Raw genomic sequence first — 26,049 nt, 5'->3', positions numbered from 1 at the left:
GTCCGGGGTGGTGGGGGTGTCGGGCTCGTCGGGTTCGTCCACACCGCCTATCTGGTCGATGTAGGACTGCGGGCGGGCGCGGTACTGCGCCACGGTGTAGGTCTTCTCGCCCGCGACCGTCCCCGTGTGGCTGCCCGCGTCGAGCGGGCGGTTCACGTCGGCGAGGTTGACCGAGCGGACGTTTCCGGTGCCCGCGATGGCGGCGCCGGCGATCGCGTAGGTGCCGTCGCGCACGATGACCAGTTCGCCGCGAGCATCGTATAGGCCATGGCGGTGTCGGTGACCTTGAGCTCGCCGATATGCTCGACCTGCGTGCGGACCTTGTTCATCTCCTCGAGCATGTCGAGCGACGCGAGCATGTTGGCAAGCGACGTGGCGTCGGTGGCCGACCCGAGCTGCGTGTAGCTGTGCAGGTACGTGCCGTCTTTCATCACGCGCGGGCCGACCGCGCCGTTCAGCAGCCCCGCGGCGACGTCCGAGCCTTGGGCCCGGAAGAAGTCGTAGGCGGACTCGGTCTGCGCCTGCAGGTCGATGCGCGCCTCCTCCGGCGCGGGCCTGGTGGCGCGCAGACGGCGCGCGGGGTAGAGTGGTTGGGGCGCCGCGTGCAGGCAGGCGGCGGGTGATCGAAAGGGTTGCCTATGGTTCAGATGACGACGGTGCGCTGGGGCATCGTGGGCGCGGGCGGTATCGCGCACCGATTCGCGAAAAGCCTCGAGCGGGTGCCGGGCACCGAGCTGCGCGCCATCAGCTGCCGTTCCGAGGCGAAGGCCTGCGCCTTCGCGCGTAAGTTCGGTGCGAAGGCGGCGTACAGCGATGTCGACGGGCCCGATGCCGGCCACACAGCGCTGCTTTCCGACCCCGATATCGATGCCGTCTACCTCGCGTTGCCGCACGGGCTGCACCGCGTGTGGGCCGCCCGCGCGCTCGCGGCGGGCAAGGCGGTGCTCTGCGAGAAGCCCGCAGCGCTCTCGGCGGACGAGATGCGCGCGATAGCCGATACGGCGCGCGGGTGCGGCGCGTTGTTCATGGAGGCCATGAAGGCGCGCTTCGAGCCGGCGTACCGGGAGCTTCGCCGCCTGCTGGATGCGGGCGCGATCGGCGAGGTCAGGCGCGTGGAGGTGCGGCTGCTCGGCGAATCCGACCCGGCGGCGCTCGCGGCCTCCTCGTACTTTTTCGACCCCGTGCAGGGCGGCGTGCTGCTGGACATGGGCATATACTGCGCGAGCTGGCTGGCAGACCTTCTGCCCGCAGACCTTGCGGTCACAAGCGCGGAATGCGCCTTGAGCCGCGGGGTGGATGTGTGGGTGCGCGCGGAGCTCGCCGCGCCCGGGGGCGCGAGCGCGCTTCTGGAGTGCGGCAGCGACCGCCCCGGCCCGCGGTCGGCGCTCGTCGTGGGTACGGAGGGCGCCATCGAGGTGAACCTGCCGCACCGTCCGGATGCGCTGCGCGTCATGTGCCCGGCCGATGCCGAGCCGCGCGAGCTGCGCGTGCCGTATGAGGTGGACGACTTCTACCCGCAGATCGCGCACTTCTGCGAGCTTGTGCGCGCGGGTGCGGCCGAAAGCCCCATCATGCCGCTTGCCGCATCCGTCCGCTGCGCCGAGATCCTGGACGCTATCAGGGCGGCGTCGCGGCAGGGATAGGCGACGCGCGTCGTTGCGGCGGCCCGCGTCCCGCCTCGGCATACGAAGGCGCCCACACGGCCGGGGTGGTCGTGCGGGCGCGTGCGAGCGGGGTGCCAGCCGTCCCTAGGCGCGGCTGATGAAGGCCTTGTAGCCCTTGTATGCCTCATAGACGTCGGCCTTGTTCGTGACCTCCCACAGGGAGTGCATGGAGAGCACGGCCACGCCGGAGTCGATGACGTCCATGCCGTACTCGGCGAGGATGTAGGCGATCGTGCCGCCGCCGCCCGCACCGATGCGGCCGAGCTCGCAGGTCTGGAAGTCGACGCCGGCCTCGTCCATGATGTCACGGACGAGCGCCATGTACTCGGCATCGGCGTCGTTGGAGCCGGACTTGCCGCGCGCGCCGGTGTACTTGTTGAAGCACAGGCCGTGGCCCATGATGGCGGCGTTCTTCTTCTCGAAGCGGTCAGCGTAGAGGGCGTCGAAGCCGGCCGACACGTCGGAGGAGAGCATGCGGGAGTTCGCCAGGCAGCGGCGGAGCGCCAGCGGGCTCATCTGGCCGGCGAGCTCGATGATCTCGGCCATGGTGTTCTCGAAGAAGCGGCTCGTCATGCCGGAGGCGCCCACGGAGCCGATCTCCTCCTTGTCGACGAGCAGGGTGACGCTCGTGCGCTCGACGGTGTCGACGGCGAGCTGGGCGGCGAGCGAGGTGTAGGCGCAGACGCGGTCGTCCTGGCCGTAACCCAAGATCATGGAGCGGTCGAGGCCCATCTCGCGGGCGGCGCCGGCGGGAACGACCTCGAGCTCGGCGGACAGGAAGTCCTCCTCGACGACGCCGTACTTCTCGGAGAGGATGTCGAGCAGCATCTGCTTGACGGGCTCCTTCACCTCGTCATCGCCCTCGATGACGACGGGGCGGCCGCCCACGATGACGTCGAGGTTCTCATGGTCGACGGCCTCGGAGGCGGGCTTTTTCATCTGGTCGCTCGCCAGGTGGATCAGCAGGTCGGAGATGCAGAACACGGGGTCGGATGCGTCCTCGCCCACGGCGACCTCGACGGTGGTGCCGTCCTTCTTGCAGATGACGCCGTGGATGGCGAGCGGGGTGGCGACCCAGTGGTAGGCCTTCACGCCGCCGTAGTAGTGTGTGTCGAGGTAGGCCATGTCACCGGCCTCGTAGAGCGGGTTCTGCTTGAGGTCGAGGCGCGGGCTGTCGACGTGGGCGCCGAGGATGTTCACGCCCTGCTCGAGCGGCGCGGAGCCGAGGTTCACGAGCATGATGGTCTTGTTGTGGCAGACGGCGTAGACCTTATCGCCGGCGGAAAGCGTGCGGCCCTCGGCGACGGCGGTCTCGAGGTTCACGTAGCCGGCGGCCTCGGCGAGCTTCACGCTCGCGGTCACGCACTCGCGCTCGGTCTTGTTGGCGCTGATGAAGGCACGGTAGTCGCCGCAGAGCTTCTCGAGCTCAGCGACATCGGCCTCGCTGTACTTCTTCCAGGCGTTCGGACGCTCCATAGGGATGCCTCCTTGTGGGTAGGGAATGGTTCCGCTGGGTATGGTAGCACGGAGGGGTGGGGAGGGGATGGATGGGAGAGAGAGGCGTGTCGACGATTTCGCGGACGGGCGGAAGCGATAGAGTGTTCTTTGTTTACCGAGATCATCCTGAAGTCGAGCGCTCTCGAGGAGGCTCGTGGCGTTAGTTTTGAGAGCGCCTTGTGGGTAATGCGAACAATGCGATAACGGGAAGCACTTTCAAGATTGTCTTTAGTCTGGAAATCCGTATTACGGTATTACGACAGCGTTTCCTTCACTCGAACACACGGGACTTTGAAATATGGACGGCAAGGACGCGATAACGATGGTCAGGGGGCTGGCCCTACTCCGGCTTCGAGCCGCTCGTGGGGACGAGCGGCTTACATGTGTTCGTAACCGCAGCTTGGGTCCAAAGCGAAATCGGAAGGAAGGGGGTGGGAGTACCCGTCTCCATCTCCTTGGGCGGCTTGATGGCGGATGTCCTCTGCAAGGGCGCCAGCGGTCCGCTGGGGTGGGGCAAGTCAGCAGCAATTTCACGCTGTCTTGAACGTCGGTACACAATAGTGTGCCAAGCAGGTCAACGGTGGCAGTGCCAAGCCGCCTTACATCCGGTGCTGTCGACAGCTGACCTGCGGTATCATCCCTGCCGTTGCCAATCTAGGTTACTGCTCGCTGAAGTCATGATGATGCAATCGTCCTACCTCGGTGACGCTCGCGCAGGATATCGTACCGCCTGTGGATAGCTGATCATGAGCGGCTTGTCTTCGAATGATAGTGACATAAACTAACCATGTACCGACAATTGTGGAAGGAGTTCTTATGCCTCCGAGGACAACTACGATCGACGCGCAATTGGCTGTAAAGATCAAAAACAGGCGGGAAGCTTTGGGCTTGAGTATCGAGGAGGCTGCGAATCGTGCCGGTATTGGCGTTAAGACTTGGTATCGCTATGAATCTGCTGGATCAATTCGTAACGACAAGGTGAAGGGTGTCTGCAGGGCACTTGGTTGGACGGTGCTACCGTTGGATCAAGATAACGTGAACGACGACTCCAACGAATATGCCTGGATTGAATCGATTGACGAGAAGCACGAGGCCTGGTCGCCCGTCCTTTGCGAGGTATTCGGTCGCCCCGCTGCGGTCTCCTTTGCTTTGGGGAGCGATTTTGTCTATGACCTATTGAGCCAGGATCTCTCTGAACTACAAGAGATGTCTAAGGGTTCTCATATCGGCCAACTGGGCTCTAGCTGGATTGTCGGCTATATGCCGAAGCAGTTTCTCGTGCGGTACGATTATGAATTCATCTATCGCTTGCGAGCGGCTCTGTACGATTTAATACAGCGGCTTCATTACGGACACGATTGCTATGCGCATACTGTTGCTGAGGAGCTTCTCGTTCGAGTGATCCGAGACAACGCGTTCGATGCCGTCGACGAATGGCTTAAGAGCAAAGAAGTCGATGCCTGCGGGGAAGACGTTGATGGCGAGCCGATTTCTGAAAGTGAGGATTGGGACGAATGGCCTGAAGCCCTATGCGGCGATGATGATTTCTCGATGTTTCTCGACAATCGGAGATGGATTCCCGAGGGGGATGAGTATCACTTCGACCGTTGGTTCATTCCCCAGTTCTACGTGAAATGATATACAGCTTTTCCTGTCGTACACTTTTGACATGTTAGAAAGTGACTTGGCTCAAGTTCGATAGAGAAATGAGATCGTGATCCAGGAGCATGCGATGAGCAATCCCATTTATGACGCAAGAAGCCTTTCCATCGGCAGCGTTCTTGATGATGTCCGTACGGGGAGAATCGGCCTGCCCGACCTGCAGCGTCCGTTTGTTTGGAAGAACGACAAGGTGCGCGACCTTCTTGACTCTATGCTTCGCGGCTATCCTATTGGCTATATCATGCTCTGGGACTCTCCTGCGGATATGGATGGCAAGAGTCAGTACATCGGCGATAACAACAAGGTGTATAAGGTTCCTAAGTCGCTCGTCATCGACGGCCAGCAACGACTGACCGCCCTGCTTGCCGCGCTTTACGGTATCGAGGTGCGCGACAGTAGTTACAAGACGCGTTCCATCCGAATTGCATTCAACCCGCTTGACCGCTCATTTAAGAATGCTGACGCATCTACGGACCGCGATCCGCGCTATATCTCATCCGTGTCGGAAGTCTTTGCAGCCTACCACGATATGACTCTGCCGGCCTTCAGACAGGCTTTTGTGGATGGCCTTAACGAGTCGAACGCGAAAAAGGGCGAAGAGCCCGTTTCGACTGATCAGCAGTACCAGATTGAGAATGGCCTCAACGAGCTTCTTTCGCTTGAACGGTATCCCATTCCAACGCTTGAGATCAGCGCTCAAGCGGATGAGGAGATGGTGTCCGACATCTTCGTACGTGTGAATTCGCAAGGCCAGACACTTAAGCAGGATGACTTCATCATGACGTTGCTTTCAGTGTACGAGCCCCATATGCGCGAAAGCATCGAGAAGTTCTGCGCCGATAGCCATGTGCCCGCAAAGGGAACCTCGTATAATCCGCTTGTCGAGGTCACACCTACGCATGTTATCCGCACGACAGTGGGTGTCGGTTTCAAGCGCGGTAGACTTCGCTATGCGTATCAGATTCTACGTGGTCGAGACTTGGAGACCAAGGTCACTAGCGAGGCTAAGCGCGAGGAGAACTTCGCAACGTTCGGCGATGCGCTTTCCAAGATGCTCAATCTTAATGACTGGCATGCTTTCATTACCGCGTTGGGGCAGGCGGGTTACATTTGCTCTGAGCAGGCGACGTCTGCTAATGCCATTGCGTTCTGCTACGCTTTCTACCTTATCGGCAAATATGAGTTCGGAATGGATGCCCTCGCAATTCGTAGGCTTGCGAGCCGCTGGTTCTTTGCGAGTTCCATTACGTCGTTCTATGTCGGATCCTTTGAGACCAACTTTGAGCGGCAGCTTAACGATGTGAAACAGTTGTCGAGCGCGGGGGAGTTCGAGGCTTACTTCGAGCGCGAGATTGCAGCCCAGCTTACCGATGACTTCTTCCGGATCACCATGCCTATCGCGCTCGATTCCAATGAGGCCATGGGCCCGGCGTGGCAGGGCTTCGTTGCCTCCCAGGTAATTCTCGGTGCGAAATCGCTGTTCGGCACCGTGCCACTCTCTCAGATACTTACAATTGGTGCCTCTGGGACCAAGAAGGCGGTCGACAAGCATCATATCTTCCCTGATAACTTCCTCAAACAGAAGGGACAGCTCGCCAAACGTAGCAACAAGGCCAACTTCACGCTCATCGACTATGCGACCAACATCTACATATCCGACGATGATCCAGCCGAATACGTCGGGCGCTATCGCGCCGAGCTCGGTCAGGAAGAATATGAGCGCAACTGCCGCGAACACGCGCTGCCCCTGGACTTTGAGAACATGGCATACGAGGAGTTCCTTGAGGAGCGCAGGAGGCTTATGGCGCAGTTGGCGAAGACGGCGTTTGAAAGGCTATAGGGGAGGGTGCGAAATTAAGGATTCCGGAGTTTGCGCCGACGGAAAACGTAACGTGTTCGCGTCATGTCCGCACGGAGAACGTGGCACAAACTACTGATGCAATAAAGAGCCGGAGAGGACTCCGTCAACATCGCTCTTGCCAACCAGCATGGTGGACGACAACGTCATGGAGGCGGGTTTCGACAAGAGGGTGCACCGCGTGGTGGCGCTCTTCATCGACAACGGCCTCGGGCGCCCGGAATGGTTTGTGAATGTGTCTCCCATGGAATCCTCTTTGAGGTCAGGGGAAAGCCCCGTCTCTTGGATACCGACTCAATCTCGTTACGCACATGGGTGAGGCTGGAATCGATTGTTTGTTGAGTTCGCCGAACACTGCTACAAGCCTTCATAAGGCAGGAATACCGTGAGGTTTTCCGCGTCCCGATCGAAACGGGTTGGAAGAGCTGGGTGGATTCTTTTTGCTGGCTGTGATGCAGAACGCGGTGTTGCTGCAAGATGACGGGCTTCGCCCTGATTCGCTGGCAGGTAAAACGAACGTGTCTGAGGGAATGGTCGGCGCGGCGCCGTTCGATTGCCCTGCTGAATAGGGTGGGGCTGAACGAGCTGCCTGCAGGCGTGATTTTAGATGATGCGCCCCAACAGGGCACAAAAGAAGGGAGGGCCCATTCGGACCCTCCCGTTCTGGCTGATGATAATCGGATATCCAGCGCGCTTACTTCGTGAGCACGCCCGCGTCGACGGCGTTCTTCATCATGGTCGCCATCTCAGCGCGGGTCATGTCGCGGATACCCTGAAGCGAGCGAGTGCCGTCGGGGTTCTCGACGCCGTTCATGAGGCCGTTCTGGACTGCCCAGGCGACAGCCGGTTTCGCCCAGTAGGACACCGAGTCCGCGTCCGTGAAACGGTCGAGGACCGAGAGGTCCACGTCGGAGAGATCTGCGCCCATGGCCTTGACGATTACGGTGCAGAACTGCTCGCGGGACAGGCCGTTGCCGATGCCGAATTCGCCGGAGTCGGAGTAACCGGTCATGATGCTGTTTTCGACGGCCCAGTTGACCGCATCGGTGTACCACTCGTCACCCTCGACATCGGGCAAGCCGGAACCGGGGGAGCCGGCAGCGCCGCCGAAGTAGTTGTACATGACGGTTGCGGCCTGCTCGCGGGTGAGCGTGTCGTTCGGGGCGAATGACGTGTCGTTGTAGCCGTGGAAGATGCCGTTGTCGAGCGCCCAGTCCACGGTGTCGTGGAACCAGTCGTCATGCGTGACGTCGCTGAACTTATGGGCCACGCACAGGTCGCCGCCGTCGCAGCCGAAGACGACCTCGACGGTCGCGCCGCCCTCGGGCATCTCGAACGTCACGTTGCCGTCCTCGTCGACGGAGGTCTCGACCTCGTTGCCCTCGCTGTCGGTGACGATGACGTCGCGGACTTCCTGGCCGGCGTCCGGCTTGGCGACGACCGTGGCGGTCTCGCCTGTGGGGACGGGTGCGACCTCGACCGCGCCGCCTTCGGTCTCGGGAATCTCGACGTCCTGGTCGGGATCCGGCTCGGGCTCAGGATTGGGATCGGGGGTTGGGGTCGGATTACCAATGTACTTGTAGGTGACCCAGATGGTCACGCCGCCATAGGGCATCTTGAATTCCGTGGAGCCGTTCTCATTCTCAACAACTTCAACGTCGTTGCCGTCGATATCCTTAATCGTCACCGAGGAGACCTCATAGCCTGCATAGGGCGTCATATGGAGGGTCGACATAGTGCCCGACGCGACGGAGTCGGCTGTTGCCGTGCCATGGTCGGAGCTTGAGACGACGACGGGCTCGAGCACGTCGCCGCTGGACGGGGAATGGTCGGCAGCGTGCCCATCGCTGGGCCAGTAGTAGATATCACCGAGCATACCTGTGCGGTTGAGCCAGCGGACTGCTTGCTCCGGGCTGTAAAGGCAGGTACCGTACTGCTCGTTAACGTCATTCATGATCTTTGTAAGATCTTCTGGGTTGATGAGAAGGAAAGTAGGATTCGTGCTGGTGCATCCGCTATATTCCACTTTGCCCAGGTTGTCTCCACCCTTGAGGTAGTTGATGGTGGCTTTCATGTCATTATAGCCATAGGGATCGATGAGAGAATTCGTCAGTCTTACGTTCGAGCTGTCAACGGTGATGCCGTAGTCGATGGGGACCGAGACGTGGAGCTGATGGAGGTCGACGGGACCCGTGCAGTCCTTGACAAGTATTGCGGTGTCCGTGCGCTTCTCGCAGTAGAGGTTTAAATATTTGATTGAGATGTCTTGGGTTGCGCCCTCTACGATAATAAATGCGTCGGTGCCAATTTCGCCAGTGAACCTGAGTTCATGGCCTTTGCCGTTGATGCTCACGCCGTCCGGAATGGTGATGGGCTCGCTAACCTTGATGTCTTCAGCTAGGCAGACCGTGTCGCCGGGTTGCGCCGCTTTGAGCGCCGCGTCTAGCGAGGAGAATTCCCCTTCTTTGGTGCCGCCCTCGCCTTCGATATAGCAGATGCTGCCTTCGGCGAGGTCGTCACGAACGACCAGATAGGTATTGTCGTCGATGTGGTAAGAGCGAAAACCTGGCGCGATACAGTTGCCCGTAATGTAGCATTGCCGTTCGTCCGTGGCCACGTAGTAGGTCCCCCTCCTGGAGCTTCTCGTTGAGGGGTTGGTACACAGTCCAAGTGCCGTTATCGTTCTGTTTGACGCAGCTGCTCTCAGTCAGTAACCCAATCATGTCATCCTTCGTCAAGGAGGACGAGAATGTGCCGCCTGTCGCCATGATGCCGTCTTCGCCGTTTATCTCCTCGATGTTGCAGCTGGTAAAATCGCCATCAAGGATGTAGATGGAGCCGCCGTCGCCGTCTGCACTGCCGTGATTGACGATGGAGCCCGAGAACGTGCCGCCGTTGATTCTGAGGAATCCGTTGTTTTCGACGATGCCCGTCACGTCGATATTGCGAGTATCTAATTCTCCTTTCGGGCCGTTATAGATCACAGGGTTGGTGTCCTTGCCAGCGGCGGACGAAAGTTTGCTGGTTCTGACTAAATCTACATCCCAAGGCACTTCAGTTCTTAGTTCGAGTCTGCTCTCGTTGTAGAGCGTCGGCGTGCTTTGGTCGGTGCCCTCGACTTTATGTCCGTTCATGACGATCGTATCTTGATAATAGGGATCGAGCTCTGAGTTTTCAGTCATCCTGATATTCTCAGTAACATTCCGATTGAGCTGTATGTAGCTATAATTCTTGCGCAAGGCATCTGCAAGCGTGTCGTGATTAGTGGGCTCCTTGGTATCTTTAGCGATGCCTGTGCAGGTTGATTCGGTTTTGACCGCCCCGTCCTCTTCGGTTGTGCTAATTGCTGGGCTCTCCGCAAGGGCAGGGGAGACTTGGACGCCGATGCCGAGTCCTGCGACGATGCATGCGGGAATCGCTTTGTATGCGATGCGACGGATTATGGGTTTTGTCATAGGGTCTCTTTCCAAAAATTAGCCCTGAGTAGGTTGCCGTCGTGCTCTGGCGTTGTCCAGGCGGGCAGGCAATCTCCACTGGCCTCTCGTAGCTTTCAGATGGCGAGAGCACCTCGATCTGGGCGTTTGAAGCTATGACTTGGTCGGTGGAAGACAGAATCTTCTCGGGCAACATCGATGCCGGTGAGCATATGCCTGTGTTTAGTCGAGCCTGACTTTTGACCTTGAGTACGGATCTCTTTCGGACGCGCAGTTTTTCGGTTCCGCTGGTATTGCCGCGCAGGCATATTCGGATAGATCGGATGTGACTCATAGCCGTGGACATGCCGGACATGCGGTGAGAACCGGACGTAGCTGAACAATATCGCGGAAGATTACAATGCGGCTCGGCTGCATCAAATGGTCGGAATGAACCGTTGGAAGTACCTCTTCACATCCGGGTCGCAAATATAGATGAAGGTGCCCCGTATCCCTCGCGTCAGCAGCACGTAATAAGCGTTGATGACGATTGATTGTAGCAACTCCTCCGTTGCGGTCTTCTTCGCACCGCGGTCTTTGAAAGCGGTGCGGTTAACGACGAGCTTGTCCTGCTCCGGGTCATATTTCAGGTCGTCGCCGATGATGACGAAGCTATAGTTCAGGTCGTACCCCTGCACAGTGTGGATGGATCCAACTTCCTGCACGGCATTGGGGGAATTGACCCAGTTGCCTTTTGAAGTGCTGTTCCACCGTCTGCGGATGCCCTCGATTTCGATGTCATAGGCGTCGGGGTCTTTTTTCGAGATCCAATCCCACGCGTAGCCTGCGACCATGCGCGAAAGGCCGCAATCGACTTCCTTCTCCAGCTGAAGCTTCTCGAAGTGTGCAAAGGAGTCGACGATTGCCAGCTCGTACAAGGGGGCGGTTCCCTGTTCGAGCTGCCTTGCGCGTGCCGACTCGGACAGAGGGGTCGAGGAGAACAAGTTGCCGAACTCCTTGGCGGCGATGGTGGCTGCGGGGCCTCCGGTAAGGATGTCGTAGATGAAGTCGAGATATTCGTCTCCGCCCTGCACGCGCATCTGCGTGGAGAGCTCCATCGTATAGACCTCGGTGCCTTCGCTTTCGAGCCGATCGATGAGCCTCTCTCGGTTCTCGGCTCCCATGCCCGTGGCTCGAACCTGCTGCTTGGGATCGAAAAAGAAGATGACGTTTCGGGCTGACTTCAAAATCCAGTCCCACTGGGTTGCGGAATTGTCGAGCCCCAGCTTGGCGCAGGTGTTGCGATAGACCGAGATGTTCATAGCGCCTTTTTCGCCATACATGCGGTGCGCTTCGTCAACGAGCAATACGTCATAGGGTTCGCGCGAGGCAACATCTGACGGTCCGATGATGTCGCCAGGTTTGAGCCCGTCGACCGAGCGGGCGAGCATCTTATACGTTTTGCGAAGCTGATCCATAGGGGAGACGAGAGCGACGCGCGGATGGTTTCGCTCAGGATCATTCTTCAGCTTGAACAGGAGAGTGATTGCGAGAATCGATTTGCCGGTACCGGGCATACCGCTGACAAACGTGCAGGTTTTCTTCTCTCGGCAGATAAGGGCCAAGATGCGCTCGATGGCCTCGTATTGATCGGGCGTGAGTCCCTTGAACGGGGAGTACTTGAACAGGTCGGAGTTCTCGATCTCGCCAATGGAGTGCGTGGCATAGCCGAGCGTCCTGAGCTTGCTCCAGAGTAGGCGAAACTGCTGGCGGTACTGGGCGCGCTGGTAGTAGTTGAATGCGCAGTAGCCGTTGTTCTTATTGGTTACGCGAAAGGATTCGTCGGCAAGAAACAGTTCGATGAGACGGTTCTCGAAATCGAAGGTCGTCGACTGGTTGAAGGTGGGGCTGTCGATGAGCAGCGTCTCGTCAAAAACTTTCTCGGGATTGTCGCGGTGCTGGGCCATGCGGCGCCTGTAGTTGGTGGTCTCACCGATATAGACGCTTTGGTTGCGACGGTTGGAAAGGATATAGAGGACTGGCCAGCTCTCCGTATGGTCCAGCGCGGCGGTGCAGGGGCCTTGCCAATTCGCGCTGCTTTCCAGGTCCGCCGGTAGGGGGAAGGGGAGCTTCTGGAATCTGAAGTTATCCTGTTCGAGAAGGTCATCCATGTGTCGTTAGGCCTTCCTGTTCGATCCACGTGCTTTTTCTACGGGATACTTGACGGCGTTCTTCTTCAGCTTGCGCTCCAATTCGTCTGCAAGGCTGAAGCCGTACAGGTCGGAAAACCTCAGCAAGAAGTACAGCTGATCGGCAAGCTCGTCGCCGATGTGGACACGTTCATCGGGATCATCGAGCATGTCCCGCATCTGCGCATCGGTTTGGAAGCGGAAGAGTTCCAGCAGCTCAGATGCCTCGGTGACCATGCCGATGGCCAATTCCTTCGGAGTGTGAAACTGCCCCCAATCGCGTTCATCGCAAAACGAGCGAACTTCGCGGCTGAGGTCATCGAGCGTCGGATCCATGGGTCCTCCTGGGAACAACTTGTTGTGTTTCATGATAGCCGTGGGGGCAGTCTGACAGGAGGTGGTTCTTGATTTCGATGCGCGGCGATGGCGAGCGGCCTCTTTGCTGATTTGGTAACGGGTTGTTACCAAATCGGTACGGCTATCATTCCAAATGCAATTGGTTGATTAAGGAGAAACTCAGAACGATGTCGTGGCTGGGTTCGAGATTGTCTGCATGAAGCTTTTTTGCTTTCAAACAGGCCCGGAAAAGAAATCAATGGTCTTCCACTCAAGGAGGGCTTACGGCAACCGGGGGGATTTCCCCCAGCATTGCTTTAGGGGACACTTGGTGAAAAATCTCTCCATTTATTATGATGAATCCGGGGACCATGGGGCACAGTCCAGAATCACGTCGCCGCACTGATGCTTCATGATTAAGCGGATAGCCCTCATTCATTTAAGGCTGGCACCAAAGGTCGTTGCGCGACAATGGGATGGAAGATATCCTGTCTTGTCTTTCGCTGCTCATGAACGGTCATGATGGCTAGAACGTCATACTGACCATTTCGCTTTGCGTCATTAGACAACTTCTCCTCAAGAAGAGGCTCGAGATGGTTCAGGATTTCATCTGCCCGGGCTTCTCCCTTGTCGGTGAGATAGATCGATTTCCAACGATGCTCGGTATGTATGAAATCCTCTTCGACCAATTGATCGATTGTGCCCCAGTCGCAGCCTTTCCACGCTCGAAGCACAGGTCCATTAAACCCCTTTTCTTCCCATGCGGTCAGTCGAATCATTGCGAGAGTGAGGGCTTGTAGCAGGTCATTGCGGTCCATAGGCAACCCATCTCTAAAGGTCGATTCGAAGCTAATTGTAGCAAGCGGATTGGTGTGTAATGGGGCAACCGGGTAAGCGTGCTGTTCGCTCCTGGGTCTGCCTCGCACGATGAGGTGCAGGGTTTCTCATTCTGCTATGGCTTCTGGCTCTCGAAACCAGATTGCCGTCTGTAGTGCATAGTTTCCGTCGAAATTTGCATATTGCATGTCATCTGCGGCTTCTCCATGCCGTTCACCTGCTTCGCGCGTGTATGCGATGTCCACATCTGCGATGATGTGTTTATGCAGCGCAATCGTCGGCACATGTTCGGCGGCACGCGGCGTCAGGTCAAGCCATCGACGATCAGTGAGGTAGACATGGCATACATCATTTCCGGATACAAGCCCGAGGCCCTCTTCCATTTCTTCGAGGACATCAGCGCCATTCCGCGCGGCTCGGGTAACGAGAAGGGCATCAGCGACTTTCTGGTTGCCTTCGCCCAGGAGCGCGGGCTCGATGTCTACCAGGACGACGTCTACAACGTCATCATCAAGAAGGCCGCGAGCGCCGGTGCCGAGGGTGCCGCGCCCGTCATGATGCAGGGCCATATCGACATGGTGTGCGACAAGCTCGCGAGCGTCGAGCACGATTTCGAGCACGACGGCATCGAGCTCGTCGTCAAAGACGGTGTCCTGACCGCCAACGGCACCACGCTCGGCGCCGACAACGGCATCGCCGTCGCCCTCATGATGACGGTGCTCGACGACGACACCCTTGTGCACCCCGCGCTCGAGTGCGTGTTCACTACCGACGAGGAGACCGGCCTGATTGGCGCCGAGACCCTCGACAAGTCGAAGATCTCAGCCCGCACCATGATCAACCTCGACTCCGAGGAGGAGGGCGTGGCAACCGTGAGCTGCGCTGGCGGCGTCGTGGCGACTCTTACGCGCTCCTTCTCGCGCGAGCGCATCGAGGGCAGCTCTCTCACGATCGAGATCTCCGGCCTTCTGGGCGGCCACTCCGGCTCCGACATCCACTTGGAGCGCGGCAATGCCAACCTGCTGATGGCCCGCATCGTCGAGCAAGTCATGCGCGGTACCGCGGCGCGCCTCGTGAGCTTCGACGGCGGCACCAAGGACAATGCCATCACGCGCGAGTGCAAGGCGGTGCTCGCGTTCGCTGACGCTTCTGACGCGCAGCGTGGAGCCGACATCGCTCGGGACGTCGCGGCCGATATCTCCCGTGAGCTCGAGGTCTTCGACCCCTCCTTCGCCTGCGCGGTCGAGGTTGCCGACGGTGTTGCGCTCGATGCCATGGACGCCAAGGATTCCTGGGCGCTCATCAGCCTTATCCGCCTCGCGCCCAACGGCGTGTTGCGCCGCAACGTCGCCGCCGACGGATTCGTGGAGGTCTCGTCCAACCTGGGCGTGGTCGTCACCGAGGAGGGGAGCGTGACCGTGCTGCTCTCGCCGCGTTCCTCCATCTCGTCGCTTCAGGAGGAGATCAAGGAGCGCATCCAGACGCTCGCAGACACGCTCGGCTTTAACGTCTCGTTCGACAACGAGTACCCCGGCTGGAGCTATGCCGAGCACTCGCACGTGCGGGAGGTCTTCCAGGAGAGCTACCGCGAGCTGTTCGGCACCGAGCTCAAGATCGAGTCGATTCACGCCGGTCTCGAGTGCGGCCTGTTCGCCGAGGCGCTTCCCGGACTCGACGCCATCGCCGTCGGCCCGACGCTGTCGAATGTGCACACGCCCGACGAGAGCATGTCGCTCGACTCCGCCGAGCGCTTCTACGAGCTGCTCGTCGACGTCCTGAAGCGTCTGGCTGCATAAGGGCGCTACAGCACATAGCTGAGATTGCTACTGAGGGGGCCGTGAGGCCCCCTTCCGTTTCAGGGCGATGGCAGCGCCGATGCGCTGATATCGTGTCCGATGACGAGCTGATTTCGCTATTCTCATGGCTAGGCATTGTGAACGGGAAATAGAATGACTGATTGTGGGCGTTTGCTGGTTGGGCGATTCGGTTGCACCTCTTATGCATCCCTTGTTTTCGCGCGTTATAGAGAAGGTGTTTGATGTCGTGGTACGTCTCGGGGCAAATCTCCAAACTGCTGTGCCTTGATCCTCGGAGAGTGCGAGGCGTCGATCTTGAGACCACGGGGCTGAACCCGGCATCGGATGAAATAATCCAGGTTGCCGTTATCGATGGGACCGGAGAGGAGCTTTTCTGTAGCCTCGTGAGACCGATGAAACACACGTCATGGCCGGTTGCCGAGCGACTTACATGTATTTCGCCATCTGACGTTGCCCGTTGTCCGGCTATTGACCAGTGCGGCAATGAAATCGTTGCGGCCTTGAACGGAGCTCGGCTTCTTGTTGGCTATAGCTTGCGTTTCGACCTGGAATTTCTCAGGTCATCAGGCGTTGCGGTACCGGATGTCCCGCAATTCGATGTGATGCGCGAATACGCAGTCGTGGCGCAATGTCGCGATAGGTTCGGCCGTTTCCAATTCCGTTCGCTCTCAGAATGTGCTCGCCACTACGGAGTCGACTTCGTCGCCCACGACGCACTGTCTGATATTCGCGCGACCATGATGTGTTTCCACAGGCTCTTGCAAGATGACGGTACGCGCTTCGCCGTTCCCGGGACCCTGCCGTATTTGAGGGCGGTAGAGCACTTTGCTTCATCGAGTCAGAGCGGTATCTGAGCGACTGGCTAAGTTTTTTGTCCACACGATGAACGATACTGTGTCAAAGGCCGATTGGTCCGTATTGCGATGGGGATTGAGGTGGAAGCCAGATGGTCGCAAAAGAGCTTTCCCGACAGGCGCGTTCGCTTTGGGCGAAGTCCGACTATGGTATCGGCGAGGAATGGCTCCCGCTCTTTGTACACATGTACGACAGCGCATGTGTCATCGGTAGGCTGTGGACCGATTGGATACCATCCGGTGTCAAGGAGATGCTTGCGCACGAAAGCGGGGCTTCCGATCAGGTACTCAGCAAGCTTGTCCGGTTCCTTGGCGCTGTACATGATATCGGAAAGGCGACACCGCTATTTCAGGGGAGCGGACGCACTTACGCTCACTCTGAGGATGGCGATTTATCTTGGAAGCCAGAACGAGCAGGACTTGATATCCATCCTGCTCTGTTCCGCGAACATCGGCCCAAGCATGCAGCTGCTGGCGAGGTCATTCTTGCGGGTTACCTTACCGAGAAATGCGGGTGGAGCGCGTCGCGAGCGAATGAGCTTTCGAGTATGGTGGGCGCGCATCATGGCAAGCCGCCGGTCTCCAGAGATATTGCCGAGGCAACCAAAAAGTCGACTGCCCTTGGATGGGATGAGGCCCATGCAGCTTCTTGGCGCGCCGTCCAGGTCGAATTGATTCAGTTCGCAGAAAAGCTTTCGGGCCTGAACCTTCTCGATCACGAAGAATGCGGACGTAAGTCGCTTCCCGTTAATGTGGAAAGCGCGCTCGTCGGTCTGATGATCATGGCTGACTGGATCGCTAGTAACCAGAGCTATTATCCCTTGCTTCCGGTACTCGAACCCATGGAAGCGGGGCCCGATGGTCACGATTGGGAGTCGTGGCTTGAGCGGCGGACGAGCGACGCATGGGAGATCACCGGCATACTCCCCAGCTGGAGTGCACCGTCGTTGGGCCTGGAGTTTCCGTTTGCCGAGCGTTTCGATCTGCCGGATACGGCGAAGCCGCGGCCCGTACAGGAAGCGGCTATGCGGATAGCGCGAACGGTCGATGACCTCGGAATCATGGTTGTTGAAGCGCCCATGGGCGAGGGGAAAACCGAAGCTGCGCTCGCAGCGGCTGAAATCCTTGCCGGTCGGTATGGACGGGGTGGCGTATGCGTAGCACTTCCCACTATGGCGACGACCGATGCTATGTTTGGCCGTGTGCATAGATGGATCGAAAATCTTCCCCGTGCCGCCGAGCATCCCGAGAGCGTGTACCTGGCTCACGGTAAGGCGGGTCTCAACGAGGAATTTCAAGGTTTGATTCGATCGCCCCATCCTGACCGATACGGTTCCATTAACCAGGATGATGACGATTTCGGATATGGTCGGGGCAGAACAAGCGCTTCTGAGGTGGCTCAGGTGTCCGATTGGATGCGCGGACGAAAGAAAGGTATGCTGGCCGATTTTGTCGTCTGTACGGTCGACCAGGTCCTCATGGGGGCTCTGGCAATGAAGCATCTGCCCTTACGTCACCTTGCGCTTCTGGACAAGGTGGTCATCATTGACGAATGCCATGCGTATGATATGTACATGCAGCAGTATCTCAATCGTGTGCTGGAGTGGCTCGGTTCCTGGCGCACGCCCGTCGTGCTGCTCTCGGCAACGTTGCCCGCCTCCTTGCGAAAGGAATTTGTCGCTTCTTATTCGAGGGGTCGGAGCGTGTCAGGGCGGAAGGCAGGTGCCGAAGCTCAGGAAAGATCCGGTCAAGCGAGGAGCGTCCGCAGCTCGTTTCGGCGCAGGCGCGGTGCACGCTTGGGTGCACCGGAAAGGTCTGTTCTTGTAGACGATGATGAACGGGAATGCAGTGCGTATCCGCTGATTACCTATACGGCCGGGGACACATCGATGACCGAGGAGGTGAGCCCCTCATCGCGTGACATTTCGATCGAGCTGTCAGTTTTGGCTGATGACGAGGGTTCTTTGGTGTCGCTTGCGCGCAAGCTGTTGACCGATGGAGGATGCATGGGCGTCGTCTGCGATACGGTGAAGCGCGCCCAGCATGCCTTTGCCGTACTGTCGCAGACCTTTGGGACTGATGAGGTCTTGCTGACGCATTCGCGCTTTACCGATATCGATCGCATGGAGAACGAGGAGGAGCTCCGGAGGTTGTTGGGGCCGAAGGCGCGGCGCTCCGCTGGGACCCGCCCGGATCGGCTCATCGTCGTCGGTACGCAGGTGATCGAGCAGTCGCTTGATATCGATTTCGATACGATGGTCACCGATGTGGCTCCCATCGATCTGCTCATGCAGAGAATAGGACGCCTGCATCGTCACGGACGTGGTGAAGGAGAACTGGAAAGGCCTGCCGGGTTGCGCCGGGCGCACTGCTATATGCGCGGAATCGAGGAGCTTTCAAGCGATTCAATTGGCTTTAGTCGCGGTGTTGAGGCAGTGTATGAGCGAGCGTCTCTTATCGAGGCCCTTTCTGTTTGCGGGATTTCCTCTTGGGGCGACGCTGCAACCTTGGAGCTTCCCAGGGATATTGCGCGTCTGGTTCAAAGCGCTTATGGCGGTAAAGCTGATGAGAGCGTACCAGAGAGTTGGAAAGACCGATATCTTGATGCCGTTGTCCGTAGGGGCTCGCATCAGGAAGAGAAGAAGCGTCGTGCGCAGGCATGCTTGCTCAAATCTGTCTCTGAGTTGGTTGAGAACGGGAAGAGTCTCATCGGGCTCTTCGACGATATGATTGATGCGGAAAGCTCGGCCCTTCGTGGTCACGATGAGGACAGAGGCCCTCGCGCCGTGCGCGATACGCAAGAGACCATTGAGGTGCTGCTTGCGTGCGAAAGGGAAGACGGGCTCCATCTACTTCCTTGGATCGGCGATGAACCCCATGGTGTTGAAAAGGGTTCGTACATTCCCGTGGGATATGAGCCCGAAGATAGGCTGGCGAGGGTGCTGTCCCAGTCGTCGGTACGATTGCCCCTCGAGATGTGTCCCGGTAGGGGTATCGATCCGCTTCTAGACGCTCTTGAGGATATGAGCGCCCCGTATGTCGGAGCGTGGCAGGATTCCGGTTGGCTTGCTGGCGAGCTTCTCCTGGTTTTGCGCGAATGGGAGCCGATGATGTTTTGCGCGGAGGTCCTCGGCTGGAACCTGGCGTATACCAGACAGGGTGGTTTATCTGCCGTTCGCGGAGAATCTAACCAAAAACTAAACAAAGCTAGTTAGACTAGTTGTTGTAGGAGCTACGTGTTCCAGAAATGTGCCGAGCTCGTTCAACCTCCCCGGGTTCGGCACGCCCTCTGGTTGACCCATAGCTGTGGTTGGTTTTTGCAGCTCCTCTCAGAATGTTCCCCACGTACGTGGGGATTTGGCAAACCGACGAAAGGAAGGGAGGAGAGATGGAAGCTCAGCAGCCAACGTATAACCTACTTGAAGAGCCTTGGATCCAAGTCGAGATGCTCGACGGCAGGACAACAAAACTCGGCCTGAAGGCACTGTTTGCGGAAGCGCATCGAATCCGAACGATATCGGGCGAGCTGACACACATGCATTTCGCAACGGTCCGTCTTTGCGAGGCGATTCTCTATTGCACATATGGAGATCCTGAACAGGGAGAACAGGGACTTCTCACTTTGTGGCGAGAGATTTGGGAGCTTGGACGTTTTCCCCACGAGGGGGTCGCCGAATATCTCGATGAGTATCGGGACCGGTTTGACCTCTTCGGCGACAAACCATTCTATCAGGTGTCAGGACTCGCCTATACAGCTGCCGACCCATCGCCTATCAGCGCAATCATGCCCGATGTCCCCACGAGGCTCGATAAGACGCTTTTTTCCATGCGCTCTTTCAGGCATGCGGGGACACTTGCCTTTGATGAGGCAGCTCGATATCTCTTGGTAGCACAGGGGTACGACACTTCGGGCATCAAGACGCCGGTTGTTGGCAATACCCATGTCAACAAGGGGAAGGTGTATCCACCGAAGAACATGCCCGGTACTGGTTGGTGCGGAGGCATCGGCGGAACAATTGTCGAAGGCGAGAATCTTTTCCAGACCCTTATGCTGAACTGGGTGATGGTCGATGACCGCTCGAGTCGCATCGGACTTCTTGATATCGACGGCGATTTCGCACCGTGGGAACGGGATGACATCGGTCCGGACATGACGGTGGCTGAACCGGCGGGGCCTATTCAGATGCTCACATGGCAGAGCCGGCGCATCCGGCTTATCCCCAATGACGAGGGTACGTGTGTGACAGGTGTTGTTTTGTGTTACGGAGACGCCATAAGGCCTATTGACAAGCAAGGTGTCGAGATGATGACGCCGTGGCGCAAGAGCGAAGCCCAGCAAAAGAAATGGGCCCTCCCATATGTTCCCTGGATGGCTCGCAAACACGACCCGAACAGGAGCATCTGGCGCGGCCTTTCTTCGCTGATCGCGTACGAAGATTCAGCCGATTCGGGTCAGCCTGACATGCGCCCCGGTGTCATTCGGTGGGTAGAACGGCTCGAACTCGAGGGCGCAATCGACAAGGCGATGCCGCTTTCTATTCGGGCTCATGGTATGGAATATGGAACCAACGATAGTGTTTATGCCGATGGCGTTGACGACACGGTTTCACTTCATGCTCTCATGCTTCGCCATGATGCTGAGGCGACGGTCAAGACTCTTGAGGTCATCTCTCAGACCGACAGGGCGGTGGGCTCTTTGATCCACTTCGTCGTGAACGTGTCGATGTCTCAAGGCGATAAACGTCGGTATGGTTCGAAGGGCGACTCTGCTGCCGGCGCATCGCGTCAAGATGTTGCGACGCAAGCGTACGATGAGCTCGATGGGCTGTTCAGGGCACGGATCGCGCATCTTGGACCGAACGATGATGTGTATGACTATTGTTCATTGTGGCTTCGTGAAGTCCATAAAACGCTTCTCCGCATTGCTGAGGACTTCTTGTCCGAATCTGAAGTTCCGCTCTTTGGGGGAGGGACGATACCTGCTGGCAGGGCGCTCGAGCAGCTGAGGAGAAGCTTGAACCGGGAACTTGGATCCCTATCAGCTGACACCGTTTCAACGAGAACTTTGGTCGATGAACAGGAACAATAGTATTGCGAGGGAGGAATATGTCCGAATCGGTATCTCAGGCTGCGCTCCAAGTAGGCGCGTATGTGGCGCGTAAGGTCGCAGGTCTGCAATCAGCGTTGCTAGGAACTGGCTCTGCAACGGCGTCCGCTCGCGGGTCTCTGGCTCGCCTGAGAAGGCTTGATAAGCCTTCTGGTGGCTCGTGGGCAACAGCTGGTGGAGAGATTTTTCTTGGTCTTCCCGAGCTCGATCTGTCTAAACGAGACGAGGATCGCATGCTCAGGGCAGTCAAGGTGGCGTTGAAGTTGTATGCACTGCACCAACAGTCGCAGCAGAAGCCTATGGCCATCACAAAGAAGGACGATGAGCAGAACGAACCACCGTTTCGTCGCTCGTTTGGCTGGTCGTGTCGCGCCATCGAATACGATCTCGATGAGGCGTCTGGAGTCGTCAGACGCATGGCGTCCGTGGAGGCTGCGCGCGATTTCGCCGGTATTGAGACATGCCTGCGCGGGCTGATCCAGCTTATGCGGGCAGAAGACGTGCAGGTTGATTACTGCCAACTCGGCCGGGACCTGTACCTGCTGCAATTTGACGGCTATCGAGACGAGGTGTTCATGCGCTGGTCGCGTGATTACTACCGTTCGTACGAAAAGTCCAAAACCGACGAGCAGGGTGGACCGATCCCTGCGGAAGAGGAGATTCGATAATGTTCGTTGATTTCTACGCGATTCAGACCGTTCCCTCCAGCAATCTAAATCGTGATGACACGGGTAGCCCCAAGACGGCAATCTATGGCGGCGCTCTTCGTTCGCGCGTATCCAGTCAAGCATGGAAGCGCAGTATGCGCGTGGCGTTCAAGGATCTCCTGCCCAAAGAGAAGCTCGGTGCCAGGACGAAGCTTGCGGTATCACTGATTGCGGACCGAATTGTGGCCGTAAGGCCAGATCTTTCGGATCGGGCGGTCGCCATGGGCACCGCTGTGCTTGGTGCCGTCGGTATCAAGTGCAAGCCTTCGAAGCGCAAGGGGGAGAACGAAGGTGAGCAGGAGACTGACTACCTTGTGTTCATTGCCGATCGAGAGCTTCAGGACCTTGCAAACCTCGTTATCGATTGGGTCGATGCAGGTAAGGACATCGCAAAACCCGACAAGGAGATGAAGAAGGCAGCGGGAGAGGCATTCCATGGAGTGCAGGCCGTCGACGTCGCCCTGTTCGGGCGCATGCTTGCCGATGCCCCTGCGCTGAATGTCGATGCGGCCTGCCAAGTTGCTCATGCGATTTCGGTCGATCGCGTCACGCAAGAGTACGACTACTTTACTGCAGTTGATGATTGCGCAGCTGAAGATAATGCCGGTGCGGGCATGATTGGCAGCGTGGAATTCAACTCGTCGACGTTGTATCGGTACGCGACGGTCGATCTGAATAATCTTTACGGCCAGCTGGGAGACAGCAAGGCATGCGCCGAGGCACTTGCTGCCTTTGCAGAGGCGTTCGCTTGCTCGATGCCGACGGGAAAGCAGAATACCTTCGCGAACCGTACCCTGCCTGGTACCCTGCTGTGCGTCTTCAGGGACAAACAGCCTGTCAACCTCGTTGCAGCATTTGAAGATCCAGTGCGCCCGGGAGATAGCGTTTCGGTTTCACGCATTGCCGAGGAGCGTCTTGCGGGCGAGATGAAGCGAGTGGATGAGGCATATGGATTCGTGCCGGTACGTGCGCTGCTCGTTAGCACCCAGGGAAAGGAGACGGCATTCGATGGCAGCGTGGAGCGCATGTCTCTGCCCGGTCTTCTTGCCGCAGTGAAAGATGAAGCAGTGAAATCGCTTGCATCTGAGGAGGTCTGATGGCTGTATTGGTGCTCCGGCTCGCGGGCCCTATGCAATCATGGGGTGATCAGTCGCGCTATACACGCCGATTGACGAGGCGCGAGCCGACAAAAAGCGGTGTCGTCGGATTGCTTGCGGCTGCTCTGGGAAGGACGCGTGAAGAGCCTGTTGATGGTTTAGCGCAGCTTGAGATGGCTGTCCGGATCGACCAACCGGGAAAGATCATTCGCGATTTCCAAACGGAGCGACCGGAAGGAAAGGATGCCCTTCCGCTTTCCCACAGGTTCTATCTGTGCGACTCGAAGTTTCTCGTTGCGCTGGGCGGTCCAGTAGAGATGCTGCGTGTCCTGGAAGGTGCGCTGAAAGCTCCACGCTGGCCACTCTTTTTAGGGCGGAGGTCATGCCCCCCCGACATGCCGATAGTCATGCATCTTGTGGAAGATCGAGACGACGTGAGGGCGGTGCTCGCGGAGGAGCCCTGGTGCGCCTCTGCGCGATATCGCCGCCAGCACGCTTCCGATGAGCTCGAGCTGGTATGTGATGCGCATGATGGTGAGGCGTGCGATAGCCAGGCAGACTATCCCCTGAGCTTCAGCCTGACGGGTCGCCGTTACGCCTGCCGTCCCGTCGTGCGTTTGAGAATCCCCAATCCCGAGCAGGCGTCTGAGTTGCACGCCTGGGATAAGTCGGGGGCTGCTCTCGACCACGATCCCATGGCTGTTCTTTAGATTGGAGGTGACCGATTCGTGTTCCTATCTTGTGTTGACCTTGATATGACGCGACGTCAGACGCTGAAGGTCATAGCTTCCCCGTATAGAACGCATGCCGCCATCGAGGCATCTTTTTCCTCCCTTGCTCTGAGAGAGGATGACGATTGCCGCATTCTCTGGCGCATCGATGACGGCTTGACCGCTGACACGGCCCGCCTGTATATCGTGAGCCCCGAGATACCGCTTGTTCACGAGGTGGCAGATCGCTTCGGTGTGCCCGAGGAGAGTGTCCGCTCGAAAGACTATGCGCCGTTTGTTGGGCGGATTCAAGATGGCAGCCTTTGGCGTTTCCGGCTTAAGGCAAACCCTGCGCGCAAGGTTCTCGTCGACAAGGCTGCAAGGCCGCGCGAGGGAGCCATTGGCAGCGTACTCGGACACGTGACCGTCTCACAGCAGATCAAATGGCTCGCTGATCGCAGCGGGGCCCATGGATTTGGGCTAATAGGAGATCCCGCCGACGTCATTGTGTCTCATCGCGCTCGCGAGGCATTTGGCCGTGATGGTTCAAAGGTGACGCTGGCAACGGGCCAATTCGACGGCGTGCTCCGCGTTCTCGATGCCGACCACTTTCGCCATGCGCTTGGTTTCGGCATCGGGCGGGCAAAGGGATTCGGATGCGGTCTCATGACCATCGTCCCTGTATAGCCTTATTGTTCGGTGTACCTTGACAATCGAATGGAGAGAAAATGAATGAGTTGGGTAGCGAATCCAAAGGGGGAAGCGCTCTGCCGAGCGCTTCCCCTGTTGACGTTATGGACCTTACGCGGTCGTCTGATCGACTTTCGTTCCTGTACTTTGATCGTTGCCGAATCAATCAGGAGGACAACGCTCTAACCATCATTGACGACGAGGGGACGATACGCGTTCCTACAGCCTCGCTGAGCGTGCTCATGTTGGGTCCCGGTACAAGCATCACGCATAAGGCGATGGTGACAATAGGGGAGAGCGGTGCGACAGTGGTGTGGGTGGGCGAGCGCGGCGTGCGCATGTATGCAGCGGGTCGTCCGCTCACCCATTCAAGCTCGTTGCTCCAGATACAGGCAAAGCTTGTATCAAACACTCGGACTCGGCTCAGAGTCGCAAGAGCGATGTATGGAATGAGGTTTCCCGGTGAGGATGTCAGCGCACTGACTATGCAGCAACTTCGCGGAAAGGAGGGCGCACGAGTCCGGAAGGTCTATCAGAGGCTCGCAAAGGAAACCGGTGTTTCGTGGAATCGAAGGGAATACAACCCCGACGATTTTGACGATGCGAGCGATATTAACATGGCGTTGTCGGCGGCGCATGCTTGCCTTTACGGCGTTGTTCATGCGGCAATCGTTGCCCTTGGGTGCTCACCTGGCCTTGGATTCGTTCATACTGGTCATGAACGATCATTTGTCTACGATATCGCAGATTTGTACAAAGCGGAGTTGTCTATACCCGTAGCGTTTAAGGTTGCCGCTGATCATCCAGTCGATATAGGGCAGGTCGTGCGGCGCGAGATGCGCGACGCGATGTATGACCTGCCGATTCTAGATAGGGTTGTTTCTGACATCAAATACTTGTTTACCGTAGAGGAAAATGATGATCCGGGGCTCAATCACGTTGGCATTTGGGATGAGCGCGTGGGGGAAGTTCCTGCTGGAAGATTGTATGGCGAAGTCGACGATGGGGGACGGCAATGACGGTGATGGTTTTGACCGCATGCCCCTCGGGCGTCAAGGGCGACTTGAGCAGATGGCTGTTAGAGATTGCGCCGGGCGTATTTGTTGGCAGGATTTCAGCGAGGCTGCGTGAGCGTTTGTGGGCGCGCGTAATAAGCATGCTAAGAGATGGTCGTGCGATTATGGTGTATTCCGCCCGAAACGAGCAACATTTCTCATTCGAAGTGTTTCAGCCTGATTGGAAAGTTGTCGACTGCGACGGTATTGAACTGATAAAGCGACCGCGTGGTACGGACGACGCAACTCTGACTGGCGTTAAGCAAAAGGGGTGGAGCTCAGCAAGCAAGCGCCATAAGGCGAGAAGATATAGCTCGTAGATTTGACGTTCAATGATTGGCTGATAAACTGAAGTGGGATCAAGGGGATTCTGGCTTGCGGCGCAGGTCGTTTAGTGTGCTCCCCGCGTATGCGGGGATGATCCTGAATGGAAGCAGGACCACCAGCTCACCGACGCGTGCTCCCCGCGTATGCGGGGATGATCCCAGGCTGCTGCGCGTGGAGCCGTCCGGCCCCTTGTGCTCCCCGCGTATGCGGGGATGATCCCAACGTGCAG

Annotated in this window: 21 protein-coding genes and 1 CRISPR repeat array (1 of these 22 only partly in view); of the genes, 14 read left to right on the top strand and 7 right to left on the bottom strand. The window is 57.9% G+C overall.

Annotation, left to right across the window (positions count from 1 at the left end; all coding sequences use genetic code 11):
* Positions 1-152 precede the first annotated feature (152 nt).
* Complete coding sequence (locus H6A21_RS06325) at positions 153-695, bottom strand: hypothetical protein (protein ID WP_204561458.1); 543 nt, start codon at positions 693-695, stop codon at positions 153-155.
* On the opposite strand from H6A21_RS06325, the gene H6A21_RS06320 reads away from it, so the two are divergent.
* Entirely contained in the window at positions 639-1,643 is a 1,005-nt protein-coding gene (locus H6A21_RS06320; RefSeq protein ID WP_204561456.1) for a Gfo/Idh/MocA family protein, read from the top strand. The two genes, H6A21_RS06325 and H6A21_RS06320, sit on opposite strands and share 57 nt — an antisense overlap.
* A gap of 105 nt (positions 1,644-1,748) precedes the next feature.
* Here H6A21_RS06320 and H6A21_RS06315 read toward each other — a convergent pair whose 3' ends face one another.
* Positions 1,749-3,140, bottom strand: coding sequence for an aminopeptidase (locus H6A21_RS06315; protein ID WP_204561454.1), 1,392 nt, complete (start codon positions 3,138-3,140; stop codon positions 1,749-1,751).
* An 837-nt stretch (positions 3,141-3,977) separates the two neighbouring features.
* On the opposite strand from H6A21_RS06315, the gene H6A21_RS06310 reads away from it, so the two are divergent.
* The 3 genes from H6A21_RS06310 (at position 3,978) to H6A21_RS06300 (ending at position 7,250) form a co-directional block, all read left to right on the top strand.
* Positions 3,978-4,799, top strand: coding sequence for a helix-turn-helix domain-containing protein (locus H6A21_RS06310; RefSeq protein ID WP_204561452.1), 822 nt, complete (start codon positions 3,978-3,980; stop codon positions 4,797-4,799).
* Positions 4,800-4,893: 94 nt separating this feature from the next.
* Complete coding sequence (locus H6A21_RS06305; RefSeq protein WP_204561450.1) at positions 4,894-6,663, top strand: GmrSD restriction endonuclease domain-containing protein; 1,770 nt, start codon at positions 4,894-4,896, stop codon at positions 6,661-6,663.
* A 434-nt stretch (positions 6,664-7,097) separates the two neighbouring features.
* Entirely contained in the window at positions 7,098-7,250 is a 153-nt protein-coding gene (locus H6A21_RS06300; protein ID WP_204561449.1) for a hypothetical protein, read from the top strand.
* A 125-nt stretch (positions 7,251-7,375) separates the two neighbouring features.
* On the opposite strand, the gene H6A21_RS11220 is transcribed toward H6A21_RS06300, so the two are convergent.
* From H6A21_RS11220 to H6A21_RS06275, 5 genes are all read right to left on the bottom strand, one after another.
* Positions 7,376-9,298, bottom strand: coding sequence for an S-layer homology domain-containing protein (locus H6A21_RS11220; protein ID WP_204561447.1), 1,923 nt, complete (start codon positions 9,296-9,298; stop codon positions 7,376-7,378).
* Positions 9,198-10,136 carry a hypothetical protein gene (locus H6A21_RS06290; RefSeq protein WP_204561445.1) on the bottom strand — a complete coding sequence of 313 codons (939 nt, stop codon included), beginning with the start codon at positions 10,134-10,136 and terminating at the stop codon, positions 9,198-9,200. Before H6A21_RS06290 ends, H6A21_RS11220 begins: the two co-directional genes overlap by 101 nt.
* 395 nt (positions 10,137-10,531) lie before the next feature.
* A complete protein-coding gene (locus H6A21_RS06285; RefSeq protein ID WP_204561443.1) occupies positions 10,532-12,265 on the bottom strand; it encodes a DUF2075 domain-containing protein in 1,734 nt (577 codons plus the stop codon).
* 6 nt (positions 12,266-12,271) lie between these two features.
* Positions 12,272-12,619, bottom strand: a complete 348-nt coding sequence (locus H6A21_RS06280; RefSeq protein ID WP_204561442.1) for a nucleotide pyrophosphohydrolase — start codon at positions 12,617-12,619, stop codon at positions 12,272-12,274.
* A gap of 431 nt (positions 12,620-13,050) precedes the next feature.
* The gene (locus H6A21_RS06275) at positions 13,051-13,437 is read right to left on the bottom strand and encodes a DUF6429 family protein (RefSeq protein WP_204561440.1); all 387 of its coding nucleotides are present in this window, start codon (positions 13,435-13,437) and stop codon (positions 13,051-13,053) included.
* Between the two features lie 357 nt (positions 13,438-13,794).
* Here H6A21_RS06275 and H6A21_RS06270 point away from each other — a divergent pair, with 357 nt between their 5' ends.
* The 10 genes from H6A21_RS06270 (at position 13,795) to cas2e (ending at position 25,813) form a co-directional block, all read left to right on the top strand.
* Entirely contained in the window at positions 13,795-15,252 is a 1,458-nt protein-coding gene (locus H6A21_RS06270) for an aminoacyl-histidine dipeptidase (protein WP_204561439.1), read from the top strand.
* Between the two features lie 242 nt (positions 15,253-15,494).
* Complete coding sequence (locus tag H6A21_RS11300; protein WP_204561437.1) at positions 15,495-16,127, top strand: 3'-5' exonuclease; 633 nt, start codon at positions 15,495-15,497, stop codon at positions 16,125-16,127.
* 92 nt (positions 16,128-16,219) lie between these two features.
* Positions 16,220-19,342, top strand: a complete 3,123-nt coding sequence (gene cas3, locus H6A21_RS06260; RefSeq protein ID WP_204561435.1) for a CRISPR-associated helicase Cas3' — start codon at positions 16,220-16,222, stop codon at positions 19,340-19,342.
* A 173-nt stretch (positions 19,343-19,515) separates the two neighbouring features.
* Positions 19,516-21,216: a type I-E CRISPR-associated protein Cse1/CasA gene (gene casA, locus H6A21_RS06255; RefSeq protein ID WP_204561433.1), complete on the top strand. Its 1,701-nt coding sequence runs from the start codon at positions 19,516-19,518 to the stop codon at positions 21,214-21,216.
* Positions 21,217-21,233: 17 nt separating this feature from the next.
* Positions 21,234-21,902 (top strand): type I-E CRISPR-associated protein Cse2/CasB, encoded by a 669-nt coding sequence (gene casB, locus H6A21_RS06250; protein WP_204561431.1) that lies wholly within the window; start codon positions 21,234-21,236, stop codon positions 21,900-21,902.
* Positions 21,902-23,038 (top strand): type I-E CRISPR-associated protein Cas7/Cse4/CasC, encoded by a 1,137-nt coding sequence (cas7e, locus tag H6A21_RS06245; protein ID WP_204561428.1) that lies wholly within the window; start codon positions 21,902-21,904, stop codon positions 23,036-23,038. Before casB ends, cas7e begins: the two co-directional genes overlap by 1 nt.
* Positions 23,038-23,748: a type I-E CRISPR-associated protein Cas5/CasD gene (gene cas5e, locus H6A21_RS06240; RefSeq protein WP_204561426.1), complete on the top strand. Its 711-nt coding sequence runs from the start codon at positions 23,038-23,040 to the stop codon at positions 23,746-23,748. Before cas7e ends, cas5e begins: the two co-directional genes overlap by 1 nt.
* Before the next feature lie 18 nt (positions 23,749-23,766).
* Positions 23,767-24,435, top strand: a complete 669-nt coding sequence (gene cas6e / locus H6A21_RS06235) for a type I-E CRISPR-associated protein Cas6/Cse3/CasE (protein WP_342636073.1) — start codon at positions 23,767-23,769, stop codon at positions 24,433-24,435.
* A 41-nt stretch (positions 24,436-24,476) separates the two neighbouring features.
* Positions 24,477-25,457, top strand: coding sequence for a type I-E CRISPR-associated endonuclease Cas1e (gene cas1e / locus H6A21_RS06230; RefSeq protein WP_204561424.1), 981 nt, complete (start codon positions 24,477-24,479; stop codon positions 25,455-25,457).
* Positions 25,454-25,813 carry a type I-E CRISPR-associated endoribonuclease Cas2e gene (gene cas2e / locus H6A21_RS06225; protein ID WP_204561422.1) on the top strand — a complete coding sequence of 120 codons (360 nt, stop codon included), beginning with the start codon at positions 25,454-25,456 and terminating at the stop codon, positions 25,811-25,813. Before cas1e ends, cas2e begins: the two co-directional genes overlap by 4 nt.
* Positions 25,814-25,889: 76 nt before the next feature.
* A CRISPR array of direct repeats spans positions 25,890-26,049; the repeat unit is 29 nt; unit sequence GTGCTCCCCGCGTATGCGGGGATGATCCC; it runs 3,348 nt beyond the window's last position.

Origin of the sequence: Collinsella tanakaei (genome assembly GCF_016902615.1) — a bacterium.
Lineage (GTDB): Bacteria > Actinomycetota > Coriobacteriia > Coriobacteriales > Coriobacteriaceae > Collinsella > Collinsella tanakaei_A.
The sequence above is the reverse complement of the archived record's forward strand: the minus strand, read 5'-3'. Positions and strand labels throughout refer to the sequence as shown.